General features: G+C 46.5%; 28 protein-coding genes. 5 read left to right on the forward strand and 23 right to left on the reverse strand.

Annotation, left to right across the window (positions count from 1 at the left end; genetic code table 11):
* Nucleotides 1-2: 2 nt before the first annotated feature.
* The 7 genes from ACM1ND_RS16235 to ACM1ND_RS16265 all read right to left on the reverse strand — a co-directional run bounded on the left by ACM1ND_RS16235 (nt 3) and on the right by ACM1ND_RS16265 (nt 5971).
* Nucleotides 3-425, reverse strand: a complete 423-nt coding sequence (locus tag ACM1ND_RS16235) for a stage V sporulation protein AB (protein ID WP_338532525.1) — start codon at nt 423-425, stop codon at nt 3-5.
* Nucleotides 422-1075 carry a stage V sporulation protein AA gene (locus ACM1ND_RS16240; protein ID WP_023989212.1) on the reverse strand — a complete coding sequence of 218 codons (654 nt, stop codon included), beginning with the start codon at nt 1073-1075 and terminating at the stop codon, nt 422-424. The genes ACM1ND_RS16235 and ACM1ND_RS16240 overlap by 4 nt, the downstream gene beginning before the upstream one ends.
* A 176-nt stretch (nt 1076-1251) precedes the next feature.
* Nucleotides 1252-2007 carry an RNA polymerase sporulation sigma factor SigF gene (gene sigF, locus ACM1ND_RS16245; RefSeq protein ID WP_023989213.1) on the reverse strand — a complete coding sequence of 252 codons (756 nt, stop codon included), beginning with the start codon at nt 2005-2007 and terminating at the stop codon, nt 1252-1254.
* An 11-nt stretch (nt 2008-2018) separates the two neighbouring features.
* Nucleotides 2019-2474 (reverse strand): anti-sigma F factor, encoded by a 456-nt coding sequence (gene spoIIAB, locus ACM1ND_RS16250; RefSeq protein WP_023989214.1) that lies wholly within the window; start codon nt 2472-2474, stop codon nt 2019-2021.
* Entirely contained in the window at nt 2471-2824 is a 354-nt protein-coding gene (spoIIAA, locus tag ACM1ND_RS16255) for an anti-sigma F factor antagonist (RefSeq protein ID WP_013310782.1), read from the reverse strand. Before spoIIAA ends, spoIIAB begins: the two co-directional genes overlap by 4 nt.
* A 96-nt stretch (nt 2825-2920) precedes the next feature.
* The gene (locus ACM1ND_RS16260; protein WP_068941575.1) at nt 2921-4114 is read right to left on the reverse strand and encodes a D-alanyl-D-alanine carboxypeptidase family protein; all 1194 of its coding nucleotides are present in this window, start codon (nt 4112-4114) and stop codon (nt 2921-2923) included.
* Between the two features lie 213 nt (nt 4115-4327).
* Complete coding sequence (locus ACM1ND_RS16265) at nt 4328-5971, reverse strand: glycosyl hydrolase family 28-related protein (protein ID WP_068941573.1); 1644 nt, start codon at nt 5969-5971, stop codon at nt 4328-4330.
* 205 nt (nt 5972-6176) lie between these two features.
* On the opposite strand from ACM1ND_RS16265, the gene ACM1ND_RS16270 reads away from it, so the two are divergent.
* Nucleotides 6177-7388 (forward strand): O-antigen ligase family protein, encoded by a 1212-nt coding sequence (locus ACM1ND_RS16270; RefSeq protein WP_028540613.1) that lies wholly within the window; start codon nt 6177-6179, stop codon nt 7386-7388.
* Nucleotides 7389-7511: 123 nt separating this feature from the next.
* Here the strand turns inward: ACM1ND_RS16270 and ACM1ND_RS16275 are convergent, their stop codons facing one another.
* From ACM1ND_RS16275 to ACM1ND_RS16305, 7 genes are all read right to left on the reverse strand, one after another.
* On the reverse strand, nt 7512-8336 hold the full coding sequence (locus tag ACM1ND_RS16275) for a purine-nucleoside phosphorylase (RefSeq protein ID WP_023989218.1): 825 nt from the start codon (nt 8334-8336) through the stop codon (nt 7512-7514).
* Between the two features lie 72 nt (nt 8337-8408).
* Complete coding sequence (xerD, locus tag ACM1ND_RS16280; RefSeq protein WP_418026304.1) at nt 8409-9353, reverse strand: site-specific tyrosine recombinase XerD; 945 nt, start codon at nt 9351-9353, stop codon at nt 8409-8411.
* 102 nt (nt 9354-9455) lie between these two features.
* The gene (locus ACM1ND_RS16285) at nt 9456-9698 is read right to left on the reverse strand and encodes a YqzK family protein (RefSeq protein WP_023989220.1); all 243 of its coding nucleotides are present in this window, start codon (nt 9696-9698) and stop codon (nt 9456-9458) included.
* Nucleotides 9699-9864: 166 nt separating this feature from the next.
* The gene (locus ACM1ND_RS16290) at nt 9865-10362 is read right to left on the reverse strand and encodes a Fur family transcriptional regulator (protein ID WP_023989221.1); all 498 of its coding nucleotides are present in this window, start codon (nt 10360-10362) and stop codon (nt 9865-9867) included.
* A gap of 99 nt (nt 10363-10461) precedes the next feature.
* Nucleotides 10462-11115, reverse strand: coding sequence for a stage II sporulation protein M (gene spoIIM / locus ACM1ND_RS16295; protein WP_023989222.1), 654 nt, complete (start codon nt 11113-11115; stop codon nt 10462-10464).
* A gap of 188 nt (nt 11116-11303) precedes the next feature.
* Entirely contained in the window at nt 11304-12500 is a 1197-nt protein-coding gene (locus ACM1ND_RS16300) for an endonuclease Q family protein (protein WP_075154400.1), read from the reverse strand.
* 4 nt (nt 12501-12504) lie between these two features.
* Complete coding sequence (locus ACM1ND_RS16305; protein WP_076264831.1) at nt 12505-13116, reverse strand: NUDIX domain-containing protein; 612 nt, start codon at nt 13114-13116, stop codon at nt 12505-12507.
* 125 nt (nt 13117-13241) lie between these two features.
* Here ACM1ND_RS16305 and mciZ point away from each other — a divergent pair, with 125 nt between their 5' ends.
* A complete protein-coding gene (gene mciZ, locus ACM1ND_RS16310) occupies nt 13242-13385 on the forward strand; it encodes a Z-ring formation inhibitor MciZ (protein ID WP_076159536.1) in 144 nt (47 codons plus the stop codon).
* A gap of 71 nt (nt 13386-13456) precedes the next feature.
* Here the strand turns inward: mciZ and ACM1ND_RS16315 are convergent, their stop codons facing one another.
* Complete coding sequence (locus ACM1ND_RS16315; RefSeq protein WP_279832650.1) at nt 13457-14590, reverse strand: tripeptidase T; 1134 nt, start codon at nt 14588-14590, stop codon at nt 13457-13459.
* An 85-nt stretch (nt 14591-14675) separates the two neighbouring features.
* Here ACM1ND_RS16315 and prli42 point away from each other — a divergent pair, with 85 nt between their 5' ends.
* On the forward strand, nt 14676-14780 hold the full coding sequence (gene prli42, locus ACM1ND_RS16320; protein WP_023989226.1) for a stressosome-associated protein Prli42: 105 nt from the start codon (nt 14676-14678) through the stop codon (nt 14778-14780).
* Nucleotides 14781-14901: 121 nt separating this feature from the next.
* On the opposite strand, the gene lipB is transcribed toward prli42, so the two are convergent.
* The 6 genes from lipB to ACM1ND_RS16350 all read right to left on the reverse strand — a co-directional run bounded on the left by lipB (nt 14902) and on the right by ACM1ND_RS16350 (nt 21066).
* A complete protein-coding gene (gene lipB, locus ACM1ND_RS16325; protein WP_068941567.1) occupies nt 14902-15600 on the reverse strand; it encodes a lipoyl(octanoyl) transferase LipB in 699 nt (232 codons plus the stop codon).
* 45 nt (nt 15601-15645) lie between these two features.
* Complete coding sequence (locus tag ACM1ND_RS16330; RefSeq protein ID WP_068941565.1) at nt 15646-17037, reverse strand: dihydrolipoamide acetyltransferase family protein; 1392 nt, start codon at nt 17035-17037, stop codon at nt 15646-15648.
* Nucleotides 17038-17126: 89 nt separating this feature from the next.
* Nucleotides 17127-18113 carry an alpha-ketoacid dehydrogenase subunit beta gene (locus ACM1ND_RS16335; RefSeq protein WP_068941564.1) on the reverse strand — a complete coding sequence of 329 codons (987 nt, stop codon included), beginning with the start codon at nt 18111-18113 and terminating at the stop codon, nt 17127-17129.
* 2 nt (nt 18114-18115) lie between these two features.
* Entirely contained in the window at nt 18116-19144 is a 1029-nt protein-coding gene (locus ACM1ND_RS16340) for a thiamine pyrophosphate-dependent dehydrogenase E1 component subunit alpha (RefSeq protein WP_418026309.1), read from the reverse strand.
* 140 nt (nt 19145-19284) lie between these two features.
* Nucleotides 19285-20706 (reverse strand): dihydrolipoyl dehydrogenase, encoded by a 1422-nt coding sequence (gene lpdA, locus ACM1ND_RS16345; protein ID WP_023989230.1) that lies wholly within the window; start codon nt 20704-20706, stop codon nt 19285-19287.
* Nucleotides 20707-20832: 126 nt separating this feature from the next.
* On the reverse strand, nt 20833-21066 hold the full coding sequence (locus tag ACM1ND_RS16350) for a hypothetical protein (protein ID WP_418026311.1): 234 nt from the start codon (nt 21064-21066) through the stop codon (nt 20833-20835).
* A 207-nt stretch (nt 21067-21273) separates the two neighbouring features.
* Here ACM1ND_RS16350 and ACM1ND_RS16355 point away from each other — a divergent pair, with 207 nt between their 5' ends.
* Together ACM1ND_RS16355 and ACM1ND_RS16360 are read left to right on the forward strand one after the other, a co-directional pair.
* Complete coding sequence (locus ACM1ND_RS16355) at nt 21274-21870, forward strand: thymidine kinase (RefSeq protein ID WP_023989232.1); 597 nt, start codon at nt 21274-21276, stop codon at nt 21868-21870.
* Between the two features lie 171 nt (nt 21871-22041).
* Nucleotides 22042-22818: a sporulation protein gene (locus ACM1ND_RS16360; protein ID WP_068941560.1), complete on the forward strand. Its 777-nt coding sequence runs from the start codon at nt 22042-22044 to the stop codon at nt 22816-22818.
* A gap of 109 nt (nt 22819-22927) precedes the next feature.
* Here ACM1ND_RS16360 and ACM1ND_RS16365 read toward each other — a convergent pair whose 3' ends face one another.
* Both ACM1ND_RS16365 and ACM1ND_RS16370 read right to left on the reverse strand, forming a co-directional pair.
* Nucleotides 22928-23332, reverse strand: a complete 405-nt coding sequence (locus ACM1ND_RS16365; protein WP_418026312.1) for a hypothetical protein — start codon at nt 23330-23332, stop codon at nt 22928-22930.
* Between the two features lie 363 nt (nt 23333-23695).
* Nucleotides 23696-24250, reverse strand: a complete 555-nt coding sequence (locus ACM1ND_RS16370; protein ID WP_235322285.1) for a hypothetical protein — start codon at nt 24248-24250, stop codon at nt 23696-23698.
* Nucleotides 24251-24348: the final 98 nt, after the last annotated feature.

Genomic DNA, 24348 nt, shown 5'->3' on the forward strand with positions numbered 1-24348 from the left:
TGTTAACGGTTGTATACAAACCAGTCAAATAAGGAACCCGTCACCTTCCCAAGCACCATTGCCATTAACAGACCGAGCATATACACGGTCATGTGGAGTCGCTTGGCGAGTATAGGCAGGAGATTCAATACCTCCGTTAGAGCCGCGGCGAGCAAGCCAATAAACACTCCGCAAAATAACCCAGGTATCCATGTAATTATGCCCGGTAGTGGCAAGCAAATGTTCCAAAAATCGACCACAGTTCCCAGTACTGAGCCTACAATCATTGCCTTTTCGTATGCACGTGATTTTTTATACGTACGGGTAAGTTGTGCTAATCGCGGCATGATATCCAGCACAATAAAAAAAGCAATTACACCGCTACCCACCGCAAGGCCCCCAGCAATACCTAAAATAATCTGAAGTGCAGCCTGTACAAATATCATGGTTTCTTATCCTTTGTCTGCAGACGGGCCATCTTTTCATATTCCTCTGCCACAACATACTGATCCACATTTTCCTGGTACAGATACATCTCCACCTCCAGCGGCGTCGGCTCCTCGTTCCAATTTTTCTTGAACAAGTGATTAAAAAAAACGATCATGCCAAAGCCGATGCCGATCGAGTAAGCAATTTGAAACAGGTACGGATGCTCATCCTTACGTCCCGTAATCATCTCTACAATCCGAACCTGTACCTCCATCATGCTAACGTCAGCATGAAAATTCATAATTGTCAGCGCAGAGCCAAAAAACAGAAGCACCCATACCAAAACAAACAGTATTTTGGACGGCTTACGGGGTTTCTCCACGAGTTCCACAAGTACATGTGGCTTCCCGAGAGATTCAACTACGACCCCCGGAATATGATCTCTAATTTTTGCTATAATCTGCAGCATGTCTATCAGTATCAGATTACCGTCCTGGTGCTGCGGCCGCTTGAGAACAAGCTCAAGCAAATCCTTTTCCCATTCAGGATTAGTCAGCAGTTGGGCTACATCACCCAAATGTAAATCCTGCCCTTGTATCATGCGGACACGGCTGCGGAGCCGCAAGTAGACAATAGGAGCTACTGTAGGAGCCGGACTATGAGTCATCCGATCCCCTCCTTATCCTCGTAATTATCGATTAGTATGGAACAAAGCAAGGAAACCTATTCTGTGTATTGTCTTTTATCCCACGCAAAAAAGAGTACCCTTTGCCATTAAAATGGCTTTGGAATACCCTTTAGTAATACGTAAGCATAAGGATTTCACTAAGATCCTGACTGTAATTATTGGGCAATCTGATCGCGGATCAGTTGTAAAATCTTTTTTTCCAGCCGTGATACCTGCACCTGAGAAATACCAAGCCGACTTGCAACCTCTGATTGAGTCTGATCCCGGTAGTAGCGCAGGTACACAATCAACCGCTCCCGCTCAGATAGTCCGCCAATGGCCTCATTGAGTGCCAGCTTGTCGAACCATCTTTCCTGTGATTCGTCAGCAATCTGATCCATAAGTGTAATCGGATCACCGTCATTTTCGAACACCGTTTCGTGAATTGAAGTAGGCGGCTTATTGGCCTCCTGCGCAAAAACAACATCCTCCGGTGTCACTCCCAGCTCATCAGCAACTTCCTTGACTGTAGGCAGGCGGTTGAGTCGTTTGGATAGCTCGTCCTTCATTTTGCGGACCTTATTGGCCGTTTCCTTCAAGGAACGGCTAACCTTGAGTGTACCGTCATCACGCAGAAACCGTTGAATCTCACCGATAATCATCGGTACTGCATATGTTGAAAATTTGACTTCGTAGCTGAGATCGAATTTATCCACCGATTTTAACAAGCCGATGCAACCAATTTGAAAAAGATCGTCAGGTTCATACCCCCGGTTCATAAAGCGCTGCACGACAGACCAGACGAGCCGGATATTACTATTGACCAGTGTCTCACGAGCCTCATTATCACCAGATTGACTCAGTGCAATAAGCCGCTTGACTTCCGCATCCTCCAAATAGCTGTGCGAAGTTTTTTTTCCTCCTGCTTCCATAGGATCAACTCCTAATTATATAAAGCTTTCTTGGATTCAATCCTTTTCTTCATCCGGACCGACGTGCCTCCGCCCGGCTCACTGACTGCTTCAAACTCATCCATGAAATTTTCCATAATCGTAAAGCCCATGCCGGAGCGTTCCAATTCAGGTTTGGACGTATATAGAGGTTGCTTGGCTAGCTCTATATCCTCAATTCCTCGCCCTGCGTCCTCAACAACCAACGTGATCACGTCCGCTTCAATCCCGACTTTGATCGTTACGACACCTGACGGATCGCTGTCATAACCGTGAATAATACTGTTTGTCACCGCTTCAGACACCACGGTTTTCAAATCGCTTAGCTCATCCATTGTGGGATCAAGCCTGGAAATAAAGGCCGCGACAGCCACACGAGCAAATGCTTCATTCTCCGATTTGGCAGCAAACTGCAAGCTCATGAAATTGTTTCCCGTGCCTTCTCTCATGACACAACCTCCAGTTCCGTGAGCGCATTTCCCTCGTTGTCATATATGGGCATGATTTTGAACAGCCCTGACATATCCAGCAGTCGGTGTACTGGCGGATTGACATCACAGACTGCCATTTTTCCGCCCTTTTGCTTGATCAGTTTGTACCGTCCCAAGATAACGCCAAGGCCGGAGCTATCCATAAACTGAAGATTCTTCAGGCTGAGCACAATATGCTCGCATTGCCGGCGCTGAATCGCCTCGTCCATTTGCATACGGACCATGTCCGACGTATGGTGATCAAGCTCACCAGACAGCCTTACAATCAGTACCCCCCGGTGATGCTCCATTTCAATTTGCAGGTTCATGCTTACTCACTCTCCTCCCGGTCTTGGACAAGGATTTCTACGTAGCCGCAGACGATTCCTGCCCTCCGACAAAACTAGAAGAAAACCCCGTAAAATCTACAAAGAAAATAGGTTCGACATGGTACGTTTAAACAATTTCCACCATCCGGCCTTTTCGATAGCCACAGGCGAAGTGATATTAAACTCCTTAAGCTGTTGTCCATCCTGATAGACGACCAGCTTACCGATTGGGTCACCAGCCCGGACAGGAGCTTTGAGGCTTGGGGCCAGTTGCAATTCATGACGCAACGTTTGTTTGTTGCCACCTTTTTTCACCAGTACACTGTAAGAACGGTCAGCCTGAATTTTCAGCTCTGGCAATACGCCTTTTTCAACTTTTACGCTGCCCAGCAATTCACCCGGCTTGTATATGGATTTCATTGTATATTGAGAAAATGCATAGTCGAACATGGAAGATACTTCATTGTTGCGTATCTTCGTATTTGGCTCCCCGAGCACCACAGCTACGACACGCAAGCCATCACGCTTCGCAGTAGCGGAAAGACAGAACTTTGCTTCTGCCGTATAGCCTGTTTTCAGCCCGTCTGCTCCAGTATAGAAACGGACAAGCTTATTCGTATTCACCAGCCAAAAGGGTTTGACTGAGGATTTGCGCAAATAGTCCTGATAGGCTCCCGTATATTTCGTAATTTGCGGGTATTTCAACAACTCTCGGCTCATAACCGCAATATCATGCGCAGAAGAATAGTGATTCTCTACGGGTAAACCGTTGCAATTGGCAAAATGCGTATCCTTGAGCCCGAGCTGTTGCACCTTCGCATTCATCATCTCGACAAAAGCCTGTTCAGATCCTGCAATTTTCTCAGCCATCGCCACAGAGGCGTCGTTGCCGGAAGCCATTGCAATTCCCTTCAGCATCTCATCGACCGTCATTTCTTCACCGGGCTCCAAGAAAATTTGCGAGCCTCCCATTGAAGACGCATATTCGCTGGCCCGAACTTTATCGGTCAGCTTGAGCTTGCCATCTTGAATAGCCTCCATTGTCAGCAACATCGTCATAATCTTGGTGATGCTCGCTGGAGGAAGCTTTTCACGACTGTTTTTTTCATAGATGACTGTGCCCGTATCTGCATCCATCAGGATCGCCGAGAGAGCCTCGGGAGCCAGCTCAGCCGCTGATCCCTCTTTGGGTTTGCTTTCAGGTCTGCTTTCTTCGGCCCAACCGCCGACAGGGACGGCAGTCAAGGCTACCAGACAAGCCAGGATGAACGCCACCACTTTTTTCTTCACAATCGGTTCCCTCCTCAACATATTGGCGTAAAGCACCGGAGCCCATTTACTTACCCCTCCGGCCTATTCGCGTGCTGCTAACCATTGTCGTCAGAATGAAAGAAAAATATTCCATATGAATAAAAACATCAAATAGCACCAAGCTGAGTCAGCATGGTGCGCATTTTCCAATATATAAAATGACAGAACATCTATCGTCTGTGAAATAATTGTTTAAATTCGGCTTATAGTGAGATATGTGATTCCTCCACCGGGTAGAATATCCATCGTATTTTGACTGAACACCCGTATATCAATAAAAGAATTCGCTTCCAATCTAAGTTCCATAGCTCCACTCAATGCACTATAGTTCAGTCCGCCAATTACCCTATCATCGAGATACGCATAGGCGGAACTTCCGGTAAGCTGCTCATCATTCAGGTGAAGTGCCAGCCGTGTGCGATTGCCATCCACTTGGGGATCGGTCGAAATGTAGACTTGTATTCTGTATTTCCCAGCTCGCTTGGCTCGCCATCGGCTATTCACCGCATCGAATTCGATCAGCTCATCATGGTTGATTTGATTAAACTTCACCTTCTGCCAGCTACCTGCGGGAAGATTTTGCCTTGCTCCCAGGTAGGCTTTAACAAAGGTTTCGTCCAAATGCTCAATCCCGTTGTTTGAGTATTTCTCGACAAGCAGCAAAGCCTGCCCTGTCCCATTATTCTCGCCATAACGATTATTGCTATAGCTAAAATCCAAATGTGAGCGAAGTGTCACCTGCTGTGTGGAAGAGCTACCAGAGAAAGAAATAAGCTGCTTTAGATTACGGGGATACCCTCCCACCTCGTCCACCAAAACTTTTTTGCCAATGACCACATCCACAAAATAGTTACATACGGATTGGGTGTCATCGAATTTGTCCGCTATCGCTAAAATGGAGTCACGCAAGGCCACATTTTTTGTTTCTTTGGTAGCCCCAATTTGAATAAAAGAAGGCACTGTCATCTTATGCTCTCTGCTTAGTCCCTCAAACCAGCAACCTATAAATTCAGCGTTCATAAAATCATTAATTAGAATGGGAATATCATTGGAGCTTCCATCCTTAATGTGCTGGCTAGCCAAAAATCTGGCCCCATTGGAGCTATTCAGATCCAATGCCGTATCGTTCCCCAATGTAAAAAGCGCTATGCTAGTAAACTGTGAACTTCTGTTCTGCAAGTGAATCCCTGTTTTATTGTAATTAATCTCCGTGCATTTAAATAAATTCACATCACTTTCATAGCCCCAAAAAGCCGTTTCAAAATGCTCAATTAGGACGTTATCCAGGACAACTCCGCCACCCTTCCAATCCTGAATACCCAAAGTACCTTTGCCATAATATCCACGCTTCACTGACTGCGAAAACGGATTATTTAATGTGCCTATGTCAGCCCCCTCGTACCGGATCGATAAGTCATGAAACTGCACATTTTGATATCCGCTAAACGATGGTAGACTTTCATCTCCAATTTGAAAACAAGGACCCGTACCATAATATTCAATCGACGTAACACCTTTGCCTTGTCGGTATCTGCCCTTATGAATGCCAAAAATGCGCACACCCTGCTTGCGAATCTGTAAGGTAGAGGTTATTTTGTATCGTCCACTGGGGATGTGAAGAATGGAATAATCGGGGGTCTTATTAATCAATTCCTGTAAAGCTGCCGTGTCATCCTGAATACCATCACCAGCAGCTCCAAACCAGCTTACGTTTACACTTCGTTCAATGAATTCTTTTTCAATGGTTTTAAAATTTTCATTTAATTGCTGCGGCGTTAACTCTTTGCCCGTACCACTCAAATTCAACTTCAAACGGTCTGTAAAATGATCCGCCACCCGAACACCCCCATGTTTAAAAACGTAAAAAGTTCCTTTTTTGACCAAGCCGAAGAATTCTTCATTTTCTTAGCATGGACTGAGTATATGCACAAGAGGGCTTGCTCTAGGCTTGAGAAAAATGAAAATAAATATTTTATTATTATTGTACAAGAAGATACGTTTTGTATATTATAGATACATAATGTATCTAGGTGGTGAAATCGTGAAACATGTACTTACAGTAGCTGGTTTACTGGCTTTTTCGATTCCTTATGCTTGTCAGGGTTTGTCCCCCAGAGTTATCACGATTTCCGTGCTTATCCTGTTGTTCAGCTATACCATGCTACTACCTTCACTCAAGTCATTGATCGCAACCTTAGCCGACAATCCGTTACTGACTCTACTCACGCTGTACATCGCTGCCTCCTGCTTATGGGCTGAACAAGAACAGACCTCTTCCTTGCTGATGGTTCTCAAATTCCTTGCCTTCTCTACCTTTGGGCTCTATTTGGTCACCCATTATACAACTCAGGGCTGCATTCGCCTCTTAGTCGTTACGTTAAGTATTTTGAGCATACTCAATCTACTCGCCGTTTTGCTCGTTCCCTCCTTTGCCATTCATGGTGGAGTAGAACATACTGGGCTATGGAAGGGCATCTCTGGTCATAAAAATACACTTGGAACTCTCTCTCTGTTAAGTTTTGTTTCACATGTCATTTATTTTTTCAGGGGTAAACGTAAAGTTTTGCATATTGGCTTTATCTTACTCAATGCCCTATTGCTCATCGAGTGCCAATCTACCACCTCTTTGGTACTGACATCTTCGCTCTTTGTATTTATATTGTTTATACTGCTATTCAAGAGAATCCGAAGCATTGCGTTGCGCGGTTTCTTCATTAGCTGTTCCTGCTTGCTCGTTCTTTTGGGTTTGGTACTCACCTTTACTTATGGAGATGCGATTGCGTCGGAATTCGGAAAAACAACGACCTTAACTGGAAGAACGGAAATCTGGCAGGGGATTGGTGGTGCTATTCAGAGCCATTACTGGTTCGGACATGGTTACGGCTCCTACTGGGCAGCCCGACCCAGTATCTATGCGAACGGCATCCGATTTGATCTGACAAGCAGCCATAGCGGTTTCCGTGATCTGTGGATCGATGTGGGCCTTACAGGACTACTGGCAACAATTACACTCGCCATAACAACTTTATTTAAATTCAGAATTGGCAAAGCAGATATGTATACATGGCTGACGGCAGTGGTTTTTTTCCTATTTATTGTATTGAACAATATAACGGACAGCCGTTTCCTGAACTCGCTAGCCATTTACTGGATCATTTTTATGGTTATTGTGATCAAGGTGCAAGAACGACATAAACTGGCTGTAGCAGAAAAAGCGAATTCAACTGCATTGAGCACACCCCCTCTTCATTAGGAGATCATACTCAGCTCAACCGTTGATGTAAAAAAGAACCCCATATCCACGCCATCAAAAGGCGATCGGATATGGGGTTCTTGGGATATATGTCCACCGCTTCGGTTGAACATGATCCCCAATCTACATTTGTGGAATAATCGCTAGCACAAGTTTTAAAAATTGCTCACGTACTTTCTCTGCCGTCTCCATCACTTCACCATGGGACAAAGGCTGATCCAGAATGCCTGCGGCCATATTCGTGATACAGGAGAAGCCCAGTACCTCAATACCTGCATGACGGGCTACAATAACCTCAGATACGGTCGACATACCCACCGCATCTGCACCCAGTGTACGCAGCATAACGATTTCAGCAGGCGTTTCATAGTTAGGCCCCAGCAATCCAGCATATACACCTTCTTGCAGACTGAAGCCCTGTTGGTTAGCCGTTTGCTTGGCAATTTCACGCAAGCGGCGGCTGTACGCCTCCGACATGTCTGGAAAACGAACGCCTAGACCAGCATCGTTCGGTCCGATCAATGGATTTTGTCCGGTCAGATTAAGATGATCCGAGATGACCATCAGATCGCCTGCTTCGTAGGAAGTGTTTACACCACCTGCTGCATTCGTCACCAGCAGACTTTGAATCCCCAATTGCTTCATCACCCGAACTGGGAAAGCCGTCAGCTGCGGGCCATATCCCTCATACATATGAAAGCGCCCTTTCATCATGACGACAGCGCGACCTTCAATCGTGCCTAACAGTAATTCTCCCTCGTGACCTTCTACCGTCGATACAGGAAAATGGGGAATATCCTGATAAGGAATACTAATTCCATCCTGAATTAAATCGGCCAGAATACCGAGACCTGATCCCAGAATAAGACCAATCTCTGGACGTATTCCGCTCTTGGCACGGATATAATCTGCTGCTTCCTGAATTGTAGATTGGTTGGCTGTTGACATTAATATCTCTCCTGACTTGTACAATCGTAAAGTTATAGTCATTATCACATTTTCTATGAAAGCAAAGTATCGTTACGTTCGATCTTTGCTTTCATGAGAAGTGCGGTTGCCGCCGTGCGGGTGATGCTTTTCATATACTTCCTTCATATTCCGTCTGGCCGTCTGCGCATATACCTGCGTCGTTGACAGATCAGCATGACCCAGCATTTCCTGTACAGAGCGTAAGTCCGCTCCGCCCTCCAGCATATGTACCGCAAAGGAATGCCGCAACGTGTGGGGCGTGATATCCTCGCTTATGCCTGCTTCCTGGCCGTACTTCTTAATCATTTTCCAGAAGCCCTGTCTACTGAGACGCTGACCAGATACGTTCAGGAACATGGCTTCCTGCTCTACCTGAGCTTCTTCACCCTGCCCGGATCTCAGCAATAATAGACGCTGCTCGTCCATGTAGGCTTGTGCCCACTGTGATGCCTCACGGCTGATCGGTACAACACGCTCCTTGCCTGCCTCGCCGCCACAGTGCACAAAGCGCAGATCGGTGCGGACATCACGCACGTTTAGGGCAATCAGCTCCGATACACGAATGCCCGTCGCATACAGCAACTCCAGCATCGCCTTGTCTCGCACCCCTTGCGGGGCAGTCACATCCGGCGCGTCCAGCAAACGCTCTATCTCATCCTGCGTTAGCACCGAGGGCTTCTTTTTAGTCGCTTTGGGCAGCTCCAGCAGAACGGACGGATCGTGGATCGTAATTCCCTCCCGAATAAGAAAATGAAAAAAGGAGCGAATGGAGGCGACGCTACGTGATATCGTCGCCGCAGCTTTTCCCTGTTCCTTCAAACGGCCCAAATACAGTACCAGATATGACCGTTGGACGTTATCCGGCTGCTCAATACCACAGCTTTCTGCGAACTCGGCAAACTGCTGTACGTCCCGTTGATACGCTTCCAATGTGCTGTGCGACAAACCTTTTTCCTCTTCCATATATTGAACGAAAGGTTGAATGTACATTTTCATGAGTTCCAAAAGTCTCCTTGTTCTGCATACAACGGTTCAGTCTCAGCGTCTGCTTCTTCGTGTGCGTTCATATCATAAGCTCATCAAGACCGATTACTTAGACTATTCACCATACCAGTAAAAGAAACGTAAACGTTCCAACACTGCTATTCGATGCTCGGACCCTTCATTTACTTTTTGCCCGCCAAATACCTTAACTGCATGTCCTTCCGGTATTCGGTAATGATCTACAGGTGTTATCCAATCTGTAAACAGCCTGAGGCTATAAAAGAACATACATGCCAGCACTCCGAACAATATTACTAAACGCAGCCATTTTAGTCCTCTCCGCAACGATAGTACCATGTGGATCAGCCGCCTTTTCCTCAGAATATAGTCCCTATTAGGACTCTCTATGGAAGGGTATGACAAGCTATTCCTTTTTATACCACTTAATCTCGAACAACAGATTCCTAACCAAAAAAGCTCTCCCGAACGCATCTTCGTCGGTGAGAGCTTGGGTAGTCAGCTTTTAGTCCTGAGATTTGTGTTTTCTGGATTTGCCCAAAGATTTCTGAGCCGTCGTATCGTTCTTCGCCTTACAACGATAACAGATACCGTGGAAGTCCAAACGATGATCCACTACGGTAAAATTATATTCCCGTTCCAGACGCTCCTCCAATGGTCCAAGCCAATCTTCCAGTATTTCATCTACACTGCCACACTGCACACATATCAAATGGTGATGGTGATGTTTGGTTGTATCGCCGCGCAAATCATAACGCGCAACGCCATCACCAAAATTAATTTTCTCCACGACATGCAGTTCACTTAGCAGTTCTAGGGTACGGTATACGGTTGCCAGACCGATTTCGGGAGCTTTCTCTTTGACGAGCATAAATACATCTTCCGCACTCAGATGATCATCTTCGTTCTCAAGTAAAACTCTGACGGTGGCTTCCCGCTGAGGCGTTAGTTTGTAGCCCTGGGATTGCAGCTGCTGCTTAATTTTTTCGATCCGTGCTTCCATGTGTCTCCCTCCCCCTGCAAAGCTACTGCCTACTGCACTTTTTTCACTCCTATTATTATAGGGGGTCTATACAAATAAAGTCAAACATTTTGAAACGGATCAAGATGATACGGAAGCTGTCAGCATAGGAGTGACCCATTGCATCATAACCGGGGTGATCCAAGTTTCAAAGGACGCGCTACCGATAAGAAGCACCATCATCACAGCAGTCAATCCTGCATAAGACAGCAACGGACGCAGCATCCCGTCTGACGGCCGGGTAGCGAGTATTTTGGTTTTGATCATATGGATGGAAAAAGTCATCGCAGCCACGCTGCAGACGAGCAGTACCGGAATGACGAGCAGGTTATGGGGAGCAACTGAAACCAAAGAAAATAGCAGTCCTTTCCACGAATATTGCCCCACCATATAACCTACTGAAAATCCGATTAGCACACCCTTGAGGAAATTCAATACAAGAATGCCCGGTAGACCAATAACCGAAAGGCCACACACCCAAATTAGGCCGACCCATTTCAGATGTAAAGATACGCTATCCCAAAAGGTCGAAGCCGCCTGCGAATCAGCGAAGCCCTGTTCGTTTTGATTGACTGTTACAAAAAAATCCTTCAGGTAACGGGACAAATCCTGTAACTGCTCCAGCGAGAGTGCGTTTACCATAAGTGCGCCAAAGACGACTCCCACCAGAAACAGCACAGCCAAGAAAACATAATACGGCGTCTGATCTTTTAACGTATGACGAAACCATTGCATCGGCGTCCTGCCCCTTTCATCTGCTTGTTTGTCCAAAAAACAACCGTAATCCGACGGCTGATGGCTAGAAATGGGGCAGCTTTCACTGCAGATCAAGCATCACGAATGATGTGCCAAGCCAGCGGCATAGATAATTTATGGTTATGAACAAGCAGACGCTGATATGCCTTTAGAGGGACAAGACTTTACTAGGACTTAGCTATTTTGCCGTATGTTCCACCACCACCGGATACAAGCGACAGTCTCCCCTCACGTGAAAGCACAATTTGCTCTGCCAGCACTTTTCCGACGACTGCTGCTAACTCCTCCTGTGTAACCTCATGTAAAATATTCATTTCTGTTCCAAATGCAGCCAATAGCTGGTTCAGCTTGGCTTTACCCAGACCTGGAATAAACTCCAGTGGAATCTGGTAAATGTACGGCGGACGATGGGAGGGGATCATGGGCTGTTCACGGTCGGCAATGCTCCATATTCGATCCAGCACACCTCGCACCAGCTTGGTATGACCACAGTCAGGACAACGTTCATCCGCCATCTGTTGCTCGTCAATAATCGTACCGCAGCTTTGACAGTAAGAACGATGGTATTTGCCCAGTTTCGGATTTAATCCGTAGTTGGCACGCACCCGTCGTCCTTCCCGCCGCTCCAAAGCCATTCTGAATTCATCAAAACACGGCTTTGCCAGTGATAATTTGTTGTATTCTCGTCCGATTTTCCCAAGTGAATGGGCATCTGAATTCGTGAGAAAGCTGAAGCGATCCAGTTCCGAAATCAAACCGGCCATAGATGAATCTGCGCTCAGCCCCAGCTCCACCCCGCTAACGAGCTCCATATCCAGCAGTTCCTCCATACGGGCCGCTGAGCTGCCGTATATGCCCTTATGAGGAGTAAACACGTGCGCAGGCACCATAATGCCTCCACGTCCGTAAATTTGCTGCTGCAACTCGCGTGGCGGCGCATAGATTCGTTGTGAGCTAAGATTAACATTTTTCATATGCCGGGCCAGCCATTGGGTAAAATCCTCCATCGCCGCCAGATCTGGAAAATAGGCCAGTACGTGCGCCTCAGGACGACCTTCAGCACGTATTTCCAGCTCCGTGCCAAGGAGAATAACCGTATCCCGGTATGCGATACCGCCGCCGCTGATTTCCTTCATTTCACCCGTATGTAAATAGGTACGAATATCCTCCTGTACATTAGGTGCATGGCAGTCAATGATACCGATCAGCCCAATTCCTTTACGACCGGAGGCTTCCTTAGCTATGTTGGCAAAGGTCAGATCGCGGCTGCCACTAATTTTGACCGGATTTCCCTTCTCTGTTCTGCCAATATGAATATGCAAGTCTGCAAAGTAGTCGTTAAGTTCTACTATATTTTCATCCATCCGCTTAGAAGCTCCCTGTATGTTGGCGGTGTTGCCACGCATAGACGGCCAGAATCGTTTTGGCATCACTAATCCGTCCTTCACGAATGAGCGTCTGTGCTTCTTCCAGCGTCACCTCAAACAGCTCCAGAAATTCATCCTCATCCGGTTCCATCTCACCTAACTCCAGTTCTTCGGCCACATACAGATGGATGATTTCATCCGCAAAGCCAGGAGAGGTATAAAAGGAGTGTAGCAGCTTCAACGACTTGGCAGTATAACCTGTCTCTTCTCTCAGCTCACGCCCCGCTGCTTCCATCGGGTCTTCACCCCGCTCTAGCTTACCTGCAGGAATTTCTACCTCACAGCGCCCCATCGCCTGTCTGTACTGGTCCACGACCAGCATTTTCCCTTCATGTAGAGCCAAAACAGCCACCGCACCTGGATGCTTTACGATCTCACGCTTTCCAGTGGAGCCGTCGGGAAGCTCTACCGTGTCTACCTGTAATGTAATGACCTTTCCCTCAAAAATAGGCTGTGTGGACACGGTCTTTTCCTCCAGCGCAGGATTGGAATAAGGCTTGCAATGTGCATCGTTTGTTGGATTGTTCAATTGTCCGTTCGTTTGCTCGTTCATCGGTAAGTTTCCTCCTTCATATCTATCTTTCTTTATTAATTATCACCAAAGTTAGTCTAACTTGTCCACTTTGTACATATGCTGGTGGTAGGATAACAAACTTCCTGTCATGAGGAGATGCAGAAATGAAAAGCTACCGTACTGAAAGCACCCTCCATATCGTTGGTAAAGCCTGGCAGATTCAAGCACTCTTGCGTCAGTGGCAAAAGGAACACGGACCTACCGCCACCATCGCTTCGCTAGCTGTTCCAAAAAAGGTTCAGGTCTAAAGACGAAGGAACGCTGTTCCTGTCTTTAACCTGAACCTTTTTTCAGTATGTTGCAAGTGTATGATACAAGTTTATTTTGTGGTTTCTTGAATCAGAGCTATGACAACTTCAGCAACCTTCACCAGGTCATCAGCCTTGATTTTTTCCTCTGTTGTATGGATGTTCTGGTAGCCCACAGCCAAATTCACCGTTGGAATTCCAAGCCCGTTGAATACATTAGCATCTGAGCCACCACCGGAATGGAAGGTCGACGTTGCCAGTCCCAGTCCTTGAATTGCACGCTGCGCAACCTGTACAACTTCGTCATGCTCCGTAAAGCTGAATGCTGGATAGATGACTTCACTGCGGAACTCTCCCTGTGCACCAAATTCGCGTGTGGTGGTTTCCAGCGCTTCACGCATATGCTGGATTTGATGATTAACCTTTTCCTGCACAATACTACGTGCCTCTGCACGGATCAATACAAAATCGCATACCACATTCGTCGCGCCGCCGCCCTCGAAACTGCCGATGTTAGCGGTCGTTTCCTTATCAATCCGTCCTAGTTTCATTTTAGAAATGGCTTTAGAAGCGACCTGAATGGCACTAATGCCATCTTCGGGATTTACCCCCGCATGAGCGGACTTCCCAGTTATCTTCATTTCAATACGTGCCTGCGTTGGGGCAGCTATACAAATAGAGCCAACTTCACCATTCGAATCCAAAGCATATCCGAAATCAGAATCTAGCACTTCCGGCTTCATCGCCCGTGCACCCATTAAACCAGATTCCTCGCCAGCTGTAATCACGAACTGGATTTGACCATGGGGAATATTCTGCTCGCGCACGACACGAATCGCCTCGAACAAAGCAGCAATTCCCGCCTTGTCGTCAGAACCCAGAATCGTTGAACCGTCACTACGAATCCAGCCATCCTCACCCAACTGTGGCTTAATGCCTTTACCCGGAGTAACGGTATCCATATGGCAGGTGAAAAATAATTTGGGTGCTTTCTCCACACCTTCCGCTTTCCAGGTGACGATCAGATTGCCTGAACCATGTCCGGTTCTTTCACGAGAATCGTCTTCCATTACTTCCAGCCCGAGTGCATTAAACTTTTCTTTTAGAACACGTGATATTTCCTGCTCATTTTTCGTTTCACTATCCACCTGTACGAGTTCCATAAATTCCTGTACGATTCGGTCTTTTACTACTTTTACTGTCATTAAACTTTCCTCTCTTTCCCGATTACGCTACAATACGGATAGATGTTCTTATCTATGACTTAAACCTATCCTAAAGGAGTTACACATGTCGAACAAAAAATGGGTTCGTTTTTTCGTCTACATCATGCTCGCAGCTATGATTGGTTCTACGCTGTTCATGGTAATTGAGCCGTTTATTATGCCACTATAATAACTATACCGCTCAAGGTATCCGGCTGCTCTAAGGCACTATTGAAGCCTTGAGTGGACGAGCTGTTACGTAAAGCAAACAGGCGGGCTTTCGTGTACATACACAATAGCCCGCCTTACCTTTATTGGAAAGAATGCGTTTGCCATTGCGCAGCAAATGAAAATTGCTGTTCAAAGAACGGTACAATTTCCTTCGCAATCTGCTCCACCGACATAGGCTTCTGTATGCAGTCCTCCAATGATGTCACACCGTATTCCTGAATTCCGCACGGGACAATGCCCTCAAAGCCCTCATGCTGTATCCCTGATTTGATGTTAAAGGCAAAGCCATGGCTGGTTACGAAGCCCCGACGGTGCTTACACTTGTTGAATTTGACGCCAATGGCCGCAATTTTTAGATTCCCGATCCATACCCCCGTATATTCAGGCTTACGGCTTCCCTCAACCCCATAAGATGCCAACAACTGGATGATCACTTCTTCCAGACTTCGAAGGTATCCGTGCAGATTCAGCGCCTCCCGGTTGCCGAGCATAAGTAGAGGATATCCGACAAGCTGCCCCGGCCCATGATATGTAATGTCTCCCCCACGGTCAATCTGAAAGACGCTGATTCCCTGCTCCTTCAGTTGCTCTGGTGTGAGGAGCAAATGTTCAGGATGCCGCTGAGAACCAATCGTGTAGGTCGGTGGATGCTGGAGAAGCATAAGCGTTTCTCTTGCCTCTCCCGCATCCAGCTTTCCCACAATCTCCTTCTGGACATCCCATGCATGGGCATATTCCATCCTATTCGTATAGGTTACATCAAGCGGTCGTCTGTTCACGGCCTGTCACTTCCTCTCCGTACATTTCCCCCACTGTTCGGATGATTAGTACAGCTTCGTATCCAAAGTGTAGCCTTCTAGATTTTCTTTAACCCGTTGCAGGAATCGTCCGCAAATCACTCCGTCCAAAATGCGATGATCCAGCGACAAGCACAGATTAGCCATCGAGCGAACCGCAATCATATCATCAATAACCACTGGTCTTTTGACAATGGATTCAAAGGTAAGAATTGCAGCCTGCGGATAGTTAATTACCGGATAAGATAAAATCGAACCAAAGGAGCCTGTGTTGTTTACAGTGAACGTTCCGCCTTGCATGTCGTCCAGTTTGAGCGTGCCTTCCCGGGTTTTACGTGCCAAATCGTCAATTTCACGAGCTAATCCAGCAATATTTTTCTGGTCCGCTTTTTTAATAACAGGAGTAAGAACGGAGTCCTCTGTACCCACGGCTAGCGAAATATTGATATCTCTTTTAACGATAATTTTGTCCACAGCCCACACCGAATTCATGATCGGATATTCTTTGATTGCATTCACGACTGCTTTCATGAGGAAAGCCAGATACGTAATATTGATGCCTTCTTTTTGCTTGAACTCGTTTTTGATCTTGTTGCGGAGCATTACCAGGTTGGTCACATCCACCTCAATCGTCGTCCATGCATGTGGAATTTCGGAAACGCTTTGTCGCATATTGCGAGCAATTGCACTGCGAATGGGTGTAACATCAATAAAATACTCGGATCTGTTATTGTTGCCACCCTCAACTTCGATCACAGGAGCCTTTGGAGCCTCCGTCAAATGAATCCCACTGTTACGAACCGGAATAGCAGGGTCCATATTTTGAATCGGTGTGCTGTGCTGAGTGGCAGACTGCTGTCTTCCTGCAAAAGGAGAGCCTTGTCCTGATGTTGTCGCAGTCGGCTGTCCAGATACTCCAGTGGGAGCAGAGCCGCCCTGCTGCACATAATTCAGCACGTCTTTGCGGGTAATTCTTCCCCCCATGCCCGTGCCTGGTACTTGGCTTAAGTCGACATTATGCTCAGCAGCCAGGGTTTGCACCGCTGGGGAAAAACGTCCTCTCATGGACTGGTCCGATCCAGCACTCTGCTGAGATTGTGTTTGTACGGTACTTTGAGATGCTGGTGCAACAGGTGTCGATCCTGATGCCGCCGCAGGTGCAGCCGACTTCGTCTGGATACGGCAAATTAACTCGCCTACCGCTACTGTCTGACCTTCCTCTGCCAACAGATCACCCATAATGCCGTCCAATGTGGATGGGATTTCTGCATTCACTTTATCTGTAATAACCTCGCAAATCGGCTCGAATTGCTCTACCGTTTCACCAGGTTGTTTGAGCCATTTGGCAATTGTCGCCGATACGAGCGATTCTGCCAATTGTGGCATGGTCACGTCGTTCCATTGTGTTTGGTCTGACATTTTTTTCAACTCCTTAACATCATAGGAGGGCGCGTTTTACCGCTGCCCCCGCTATACTTTTGGAATGCTTTCGTCCAATCTAGCTTTTATTAATACATTGCAAGACGGCGCATGGCTTCCTTAACTTTATCCTTGTTTAACATATAAAACTTCTCCATCGGTGGACTGATCGGCATGGCTGGTACATCAGGAGCACATAGACGCTCAATCGGCGCATCCAGCTCGAACAGACACTCCTCATTAATAATTGCCGATACCTCGGCACCGATGCCGCCCGTTTTGTTGTCCTCATGCACGATTAATACCTTACCTGTATGTCGTGCAGCCTCAATAATGGCTTCGCGGTCCAGCGGTTGGAGTGTGCGCAAATCCACAACATGTGCGGTAATGTCCTCTTCCTTCTCCAATTCCTCAGCAGCCTGCATGACAAAATGCAAAGGCTGGCTATATCCGATGACCGTAATATCGTCACCCTCACGTAATAGATTAGCCTTGCCAATCGGAACGATATAATCATCCTCAGGCACTTCACCCTTGATCAGCTTGTAGGATTTTTTATTTTCAAAAAACAGCACTGGATCAGGGTCACGAATAGCTGCTTTCAACAATCCTTTTGCGTCATAAGGTGTAAATGGAGCAACAATTTTCAAACCCGGCGTACCAAAAAAGATAGATTCTGGACACTGAGAGTGATACAAACCACCAAAGATACCACCACCGATTGGCGCGCGGATTACCACAGGACAGTTCCAATCGTTGTTAGAGCGGTAACGGATTTTAGCTGCTTCACTAATAATCTGATTCGTAGCCGGAAGCATGAAGTCCGAATATTGCATTTCGGCAATCGGCTTCATTCCGTACATGGCTGCACCAATCGCAACCCCGGCAATAGCCGACTCAGCCAATGGCGTATCCATGACACGTTGCTCACCGAATTGGTCCATAAGCCCCTTTGTCGTTGTAAAGACGCCGCCCTTCACCCCGACATCCTCACCTAATACAAAAACCGTTTCATCCTGCTCCATCTCTTCTTTCATGGCAAGACGAATCGCATCAATATATTCCATAATCGCCATCGTTACCGGCCCTCCCCATCGCTATCTGCATACACATGCAGCAGCGTATCTTCGGGCTTTGGAAAAGGCGCATTATCTGCATATTCAATCGCTTCCTTGACTTCGAGCAGCAGCTCAGCCGACAGATCCGCATCCTTGGCCTCATCCCAAATGCCGCATTCAATCAAGTAGTTTTTCATACGGGCTACGCCATCCTTGGCCCAGTTCTCATCCACTTCCTCCTTGGTCCGGTAAGCCAGATCATTATCAGAGGTGGAGTGAGGAGACAGACGGTACATCATGGCTTCGATCAGCGTAGGACCTTCACCGCGGACAGCACGTTCCCGTGCTTCCTTCACCGCCGCATATACCGCAAACGCATCATTACCATCGACTCGAATCCCTGGAAAACCATATCCCAAAGCACGGTCGCTTACCTTGCCTGCCAACTGTTTATGAATCGGAACCGATATCGCATATTGATTGTTCTCGCACATAATGATGACTGGCAGCTTCTGTACACCAGCAAAGTTACAGCCTTCGTGAAAATCTCCCTGATTGCTGGAGCCTTCCCCAAACGTAACAAACGAAACAAAATCCTTTTTCTGCATTTTGGCAGCCAAAGCTACACCTACTGCATGCGGAACCTGTGTCGTTACTGGGCTGGAGCCTGTCACAATACGCAGCCGTTTACTACCAAAATGTCCTGGCATCTGGCGACCGCCGCTATTGGGATCATCTGCCTTGGCAAATGCCGACAGCATTAGTTCGCGCGGCGTCATTCCTACCGCAAGCACGAATCCATAATCCCGATAATAGGGAAGAAAATAGTCCTTTTCCCGGTCAAGGCCGAAAGCTGCACCTACTTGTGCCGCCTCCTGTCCAATGCCAGAAACGTGGAAATTAATTTTCCCTGCCCGTTGCAGGAGCATGTTGCGCTCGTCAAATCTTCTTGCGAGCAACATATATCTGTACATATCAATAACTTGTCCGTGAGTAAGTCCCAGCTGTTCATGTCTGAAGCCAGCGTCTACAGCGCCTTTAGAACTCATTGAGGCACCTCCTTAAGTGTCAAACATCCTACTTCCAGTACCTAGTACCATCTTGTCTTAAAACCTGGTACTAAACTCTGGCTAACCCCATTATAATCCTTTTCTCCCCAAAAAGAAAAGCACCGATTTATTTGAAACGTTTATATGCCAATCGCCTGTCCATCAACGGCCAACATCGCTTCTCCCAAAATCTCCGACAACGTCGGATGCGGATGAATAAGTTGTCCGACTTCCCATGGCGTAGCATCCAGCAGTTGCGCAAGAGCGGCCTCGCTGATCAGATCCGTCACATGCGTACCGATCATATGTACACCGAGAATATCATTGGTCTTCTCGTCGGCCACTACTTTGACGAAGCCGTCCCGACTGCCGTATACTAGCGATTTTCCGATAGCTTGAAAAGGGAACTTCCCTGTCTTCACCTGATGTCCACGCTCACGGGCTTCTTGCTCCGTTAAGCCGACGCTCGCGGCTTCAGGACGTGTATAAATACACCGCGGAATCAGATGGTTAGGTACACTGTGAAACTCTTCGCCCGCCATATGATGAACCGCCTGCAAACCTTCATGGCTCGCCGCATGCGCCAGTTGTAAGCCGCCGATGCAATCTCCAATGGCGTAAATATGTGGTTCATTCGTCTGCAAATGCTCATTAACCGAGATAAAGCCACGCTCTACGCGGATATCCGTATTTTCCAGCCCGATATTTTCCACATTTGCCTGACGCCCTACAGAAATGAGCAATTTGGAAGCGCTGAGGGTTTCGGTTTCTTCCCCTTTTTGCACGTCAATCTGTACGCCTTCCTCATCTTTGCCGTATGTTTTAGCCAGCACTTGTGAACCCGTCAGCACCTTGACACCACGCTTGGTTAACAAGCGCTGCATTTCACGCGAAACGTCTTCGTCTTCCGTGGGAATAAGTCGATTCGCGGCTTCAACCACCGTAACCTCCACGCCAAAATCATTTAGCATGGAAGCCCACTCTACGCCAATAACACCACCGCCCACGATAATCAGGGATGCTGGTAGCTCCTCCATAGTTAACGCTTCGTCACTGCTCAGGATAAATTCGCCATCTGGCTCCAGTCCGGACAGCACACGCGGGCGTGATCCCGTTGCGATAATGAGATGTGTAGGAACAATCGTTTCCATCTCACCATTTTCTAGTTCCACAGCAACTGCCCCGCTTTTTGGAGAAAATATAGACGGACCAATCACACGTCCCTTACCACTCAGCACCGTAATTTTATTTTTACGCATCAAAAATTGAACGCCTTGATGCAGTTGCTCCACAACGGCTTCCTTACGCTCCTGAACCTTAGGAAATACAAGCTGTGCTCCCGATGTCTCAATACCGTATTGTGCACTTTCCTTAATCGTCGCATATACTTCCGCACTGCGCAGCAAGGCTTTACTCGGAATGCAACCACGGTGCAGACAGGTTCCGCCAAGCTTGTCCTTTTCGATGATAACCACTTCCTTGCCTAGCTGGGCGGCACGAATGGCTGCTACATATCCCCCGGTTCCTCCACCCAAAATAGCGACATCACAATGTATAGTCATGTTTCTCCTCCATTAACAATTGATTATATATAGCTTATTGTACTCTCTTTATTTCACTGTACAAAATATAGCATTTAGGCATAGGCTACAAAAAAGATAACCCTTTAATCCAGATATCTTTCCATATCATTCATACAGCGCATCTCGTAATTTAGTAGACATCCTTGGACTTTGTGCTGATTTGACTCGCAGCGCCTTGCGAAATGATTCATTTTGCTTGCGCAGAAAGCTCAGCTCTGTCTCCAGCTCAGTGATGAGTTCTAGAGCTTGCGGGCTGATCAGCCCTTGCTCCAGTAATGCTCCTTTTTTGGCACTATAATCCGTATTTTTTTCGTCCATGCCTTTCACTCTTCCCTTCATTCCACTACGCTTCACCATATCATGCCAGAGGCGGCAGAGCAATGACGACCACATTTACGTTTTAGGAATAGACATACACAACATGTCGAAAAACAATATATTTTCTCTAGTCTGTATGCGGCTGGTTATGGTAATCTATAATGGCGTTTTCTTTCGGAGAAGAAGATTTACAGTGTTATGTACATGTTACAGAGAGGGGAATTCGCTTTGCCTACAGGACGAATTACGATTATTACAGGCCCCATGTTCAGTGAAAAATCCGGCGAATTGATTCGCCGCTGTCAAAAACTAATCCAATACGGGCATCGTAAAGTGGTCGCTTACAAACCCGCTGAAGATAACCGCTATGCCGAGGACGAAATAGTAAGCCGGATCGGATATCGGCTGCCCGCTATCTCTATCCCCAGAAAACTCACAGATGAGCTCGTTCAGCGTATTTTACAAGAAACAAAAGATGCCGACGTGGTTGCCTTTGACGAAGTCCAGTTTTTCAGTCGTCATATTATGTCGCTTGTACAAGAGCTAGCTTATTGCGGCAAGCATGTAATTGCCGATGGGCTGAATCTGGATTATCGAGGCAAGGAGTTCGGCTATGTCGGTGGTCTACTCGCCATGGCGGATGATATCGAGAAGCTGACTTCCTTTTGCGCTGTATGCGGTAGCTCGGAAGCAGTATTTACGCAACGTATGGTAAATGGTAAACCTTCCACTGTAGGACCTATTGTGATGATCGGTGACTCTGAGGCTTATGAGCCTCGCTGTCGAAATTGCTTTATACCTCCTCATAAAGTGAACTGCGATTAGTAGACAGATAGATCGACAAGCTGCAATATGCCTACGTGAGTACCAGTTACTTTTTTCTTGCATTTTTTTGGAACGATTCGAACCATTGCCCCGTATATCCGGTTAAGCTGTACAAGTTTTTAGTTTTCGTTTGTATATCATGACCATGAGGTTATCTGGGGGGACGGAATAATGAGTTTTTTCAACAAAATCTTAGCAAGCGCAGGAATCGGTTCAGCTAAAGTCGATACACTGGTAGATCAAGCCGTATATGTGCCTGGGGAAGAACTTAGTGGTATCATGCGCATCAAAGGCGGCAAGATTGATCAGGAAATCGGCAAAATTGACATTGAGCTCAAGACTGAATATATCGTAGAGCACGATGATAAAAAAACTACCACCACCTGCTGCATTGCACGGATCAAGGTATCTGATGGCTTTCATCTACAGCAAGGACAGGAGCTTGAAATTCCTTTTTCCTTCAGATTGCCGTTGGAAACTCCTGTTACTCACGTCAAACAGCCCGTCTGGCTGGAAACAGCATTAGATATTGGCATGGCTTTGGACCCGACCGATCGTGATTCACTAAAAATCGAGCCACATCCCTATATGAATACAGTGTTTGAGGCGGTTCACCTGTTGGGCTTCCGATTCCGCTCCTCCACCTGCGAACGTCACCCTAAGCTGGGACGCGGTGTTCCGTATGTACAGGAATTTGAATTTACGCCCGGATCAGAGTATGCACGTGATATCGAGGAGCTGGAGCTGATTATGCAGTTGGAACCCGAGGGTGTGCATGTGCTTGTAGAAGTAGACCGCAGGGGCAAAGGGTTATCTGGTTGGCTGGAGACTGCCTTTGATATGGATGAGCGTCATGCCTGGTTGAGCTTAAGCCGGGAAGAGCTATCCTATGGACCAGATCACATAGCAGATGCGCTTGAGGAATTGATTGACAGGCAAATTAGATAACAATGTAAAGCACAAACAAAAAACTCCTAACCAATTTACTTACATACGGTTGGGAGTTTTTATCAATTATAAGAATTCTTTTATGATGGTCCTCAATCGTCTGTATAAACTAAAGTGGCAACATATCCTGTCTTTCCGCCTTATGCTTACACTCTTTGCATACCCCATACAGCGATCCATTGTCATCCGCATAGAAGGTTAATTTGTCTTCTTTTTTACAAAAGGAGCATTTTTGCTTGCCTGTGCCCTGGATAGAGTCAGACAGTCCAAACCCAGTTTGCGCCTGAATACCTGCTGCTTTTGCATTCGCGCGTGAACCGGAAGACACTTTAGACTTAGATTCATTTCCGGTGCGGGATTGTCGAGCGGACTTACGAGGACGAAATTCAACGACATTACTGCCCCGCTGTTCATGCACTTGTTTGTTGCTGCTGCGACTACGCCTTGCTTTAACAATCCAACCCAACGCCACCAACAACACGCCGAAGAACACCCAAATCAGACTATTCCACATGCTCTCATCCCCGCCTTTGCTTTAGAATCAATTGGGTTAATACCACTAGCCCGTTCAATGCGATGACTTAGCCTATAGCTTTATTCATTGAAATTATACCCGTTATACAGCCTCTGTGCTGTTCATCCGATTGTCTCCCATATAAAAAACGTACCCTCCAGTGCAATATCCGACTCGCCTCTAAGCAAGAAATTGAGCATATTAGGTAAATCATCTTTTCCTAAGGAGTACATTGCCCCGTTTTACAAATTGTACATCATCCTTTTGAAAAACGATAATATCCCCCCCATTGAATTCGTTCTCCTTATCAAAATGCTTACCTACTGCCCAATGGTGAGAACAAAAATGTCCCAGATGGCTACATTACTCCCCTTGATAATAAAAATCAATGAATCTTTTCGTCAAAGGATTAAACTTATCAAAGCGTTTGCGATGCGGTAAAAAGCCTGACTTATGTACTTGTTCTGCTAGTGTTTCTACATGTTCAAATCGCTTGAAAAAGGGCAACGCGAAAGTGTAGATATCTTCAATAATCTCTTGGATCACCCGTTCTCTTTCTGCTTCTGTGGACACAAGGTAATCCCTGTTTCCCGTATATTTCTTGGTGAGAGCAATCAGCTCACTGTGAAAACAAGCCCCAGTACTATACTTCTTTTTTATTCTTTTGGATTCCACGATAATATAAACTTTTAATGCACCATATTTCGTCGCACCAAAACAAATTCCAAATATAAATTCCTTGGTTTCTTTTTTCAAAACTTTTCTGCTTTTCAGATATTTAAAATCATTCAAAAATGGTGTAGCTATGATTTTTTCTATCGCTAACTGACGTAGGTCACTTGCTTTAAGTTCAGTCTTATAGTCCATGATGTCACTCCAACCCAAAGAATTTCCCACCATTATATCATATCTTTCCAATTACAGATTCCTCATATCTCCACCCTTTAATCACAATATATTAATAAAAAAAGAAAAAAGCCGCTCACAATAGAGCAGCTAGTTCCTCTGAAACATAA

Source organism: Paenibacillus sp. JJ1722, from assembly GCF_048282685.1.
Classification (GTDB): Bacteria; Bacillota; Bacilli; order Paenibacillales; family Paenibacillaceae; genus Paenibacillus; species Paenibacillus polymyxa_B.

Bases quoted from the DNA above. Each gene is read 5' to 3' on its own strand.
- ACM1ND_RS16235 (WP_338532525.1), bottom strand. From the start codon at position 425: ATGATATTTGTACAGGCTGCACTTCAGATTATTTTAGGTATTGCTGGG.
- ACM1ND_RS16240 (WP_023989212.1), bottom strand. From the start codon at position 1,075: ATGACTCATAGTCCGGCTCCTACAGTAGCTCCTATTGTCTACTTGCGG.
- sigF (WP_023989213.1), bottom strand. From the start codon at position 2,007: ATGGAAGCAGGAGGAAAAAAAACTTCGCACAGCTATTTGGAGGATGCG.
- spoIIAB (WP_023989214.1), bottom strand. From the start codon at position 2,474: ATGAGAGAAGGCACGGGAAACAATTTCATGAGCTTGCAGTTTGCTGCC.
- spoIIAA (WP_013310782.1), bottom strand. From the start codon at position 2,824: ATGAACCTGCAAATTGAAATGGAGCATCACCGGGGGGTACTGATTGTA.
- ACM1ND_RS16275 (WP_023989218.1), bottom strand. From the start codon at position 8,336: ATGTCAACAGCCAACCAATCTACAATTCAGGAAGCAGCAGATTATATC.
- xerD (WP_418026304.1), bottom strand. From the start codon at position 9,353: ATGAAAATGTACATTCAACCTTTCGTTCAATATATGGAAGAGGAAAAA.
- ACM1ND_RS16285 (WP_023989220.1), bottom strand. From the start codon at position 9,698: ATGGTACTATCGTTGCGGAGAGGACTAAAATGGCTGCGTTTAGTAATA.
- ACM1ND_RS16290 (WP_023989221.1), bottom strand. From the start codon at position 10,362: ATGGAAGCACGGATCGAAAAAATTAAGCAGCAGCTGCAATCCCAGGGC.
- spoIIM (WP_023989222.1), bottom strand. From the start codon at position 11,115: ATGCAATGGTTTCGTCATACGTTAAAAGATCAGACGCCGTATTATGTT.
- ACM1ND_RS16300 (WP_075154400.1), bottom strand. From the start codon at position 12,500: ATGGATGAAAATATAGTAGAACTTAACGACTACTTTGCAGACTTGCAT.
- ACM1ND_RS16305 (WP_076264831.1), bottom strand. From the start codon at position 13,116: ATGAACGAGCAAACGAACGGACAATTGAACAATCCAACAAACGATGCA.
- mciZ (WP_076159536.1), top strand. From the start codon at position 13,242: ATGAAAAGCTACCGTACTGAAAGCACCCTCCATATCGTTGGTAAAGCC.
- ACM1ND_RS16315 (WP_279832650.1), bottom strand. From the start codon at position 14,590: ATGACAGTAAAAGTAGTAAAAGACCGAATCGTACAGGAATTTATGGAA.
- prli42 (WP_023989226.1), top strand. From the start codon at position 14,676: ATGTCGAACAAAAAATGGGTTCGTTTTTTCGTCTACATCATGCTCGCA.
- ACM1ND_RS16330 (WP_068941565.1), bottom strand. From the start codon at position 17,037: ATGTCAGACCAAACACAATGGAACGACGTGACCATGCCACAATTGGCA.
- ACM1ND_RS16335 (WP_068941564.1), bottom strand. From the start codon at position 18,113: ATGGCGATTATGGAATATATTGATGCGATTCGTCTTGCCATGAAAGAA.
- ACM1ND_RS16340 (WP_418026309.1), bottom strand. From the start codon at position 19,144: ATGAGTTCTAAAGGCGCTGTAGACGCTGGCTTCAGACATGAACAGCTG.
- lpdA (WP_023989230.1), bottom strand. From the start codon at position 20,706: ATGACTATACATTGTGATGTCGCTATTTTGGGTGGAGGAACCGGGGGA.
- ACM1ND_RS16350 (WP_418026311.1), bottom strand. From the start codon at position 21,066: ATGAAGGGAAGAGTGAAAGGCATGGACGAAAAAAATACGGATTATAGT.
- ACM1ND_RS16360 (WP_068941560.1), top strand. From the start codon at position 22,042: ATGAGTTTTTTCAACAAAATCTTAGCAAGCGCAGGAATCGGTTCAGCT.
- ACM1ND_RS16365 (WP_418026312.1), bottom strand. From the start codon at position 23,332: ATGTGGAATAGTCTGATTTGGGTGTTCTTCGGCGTGTTGTTGGTGGCG.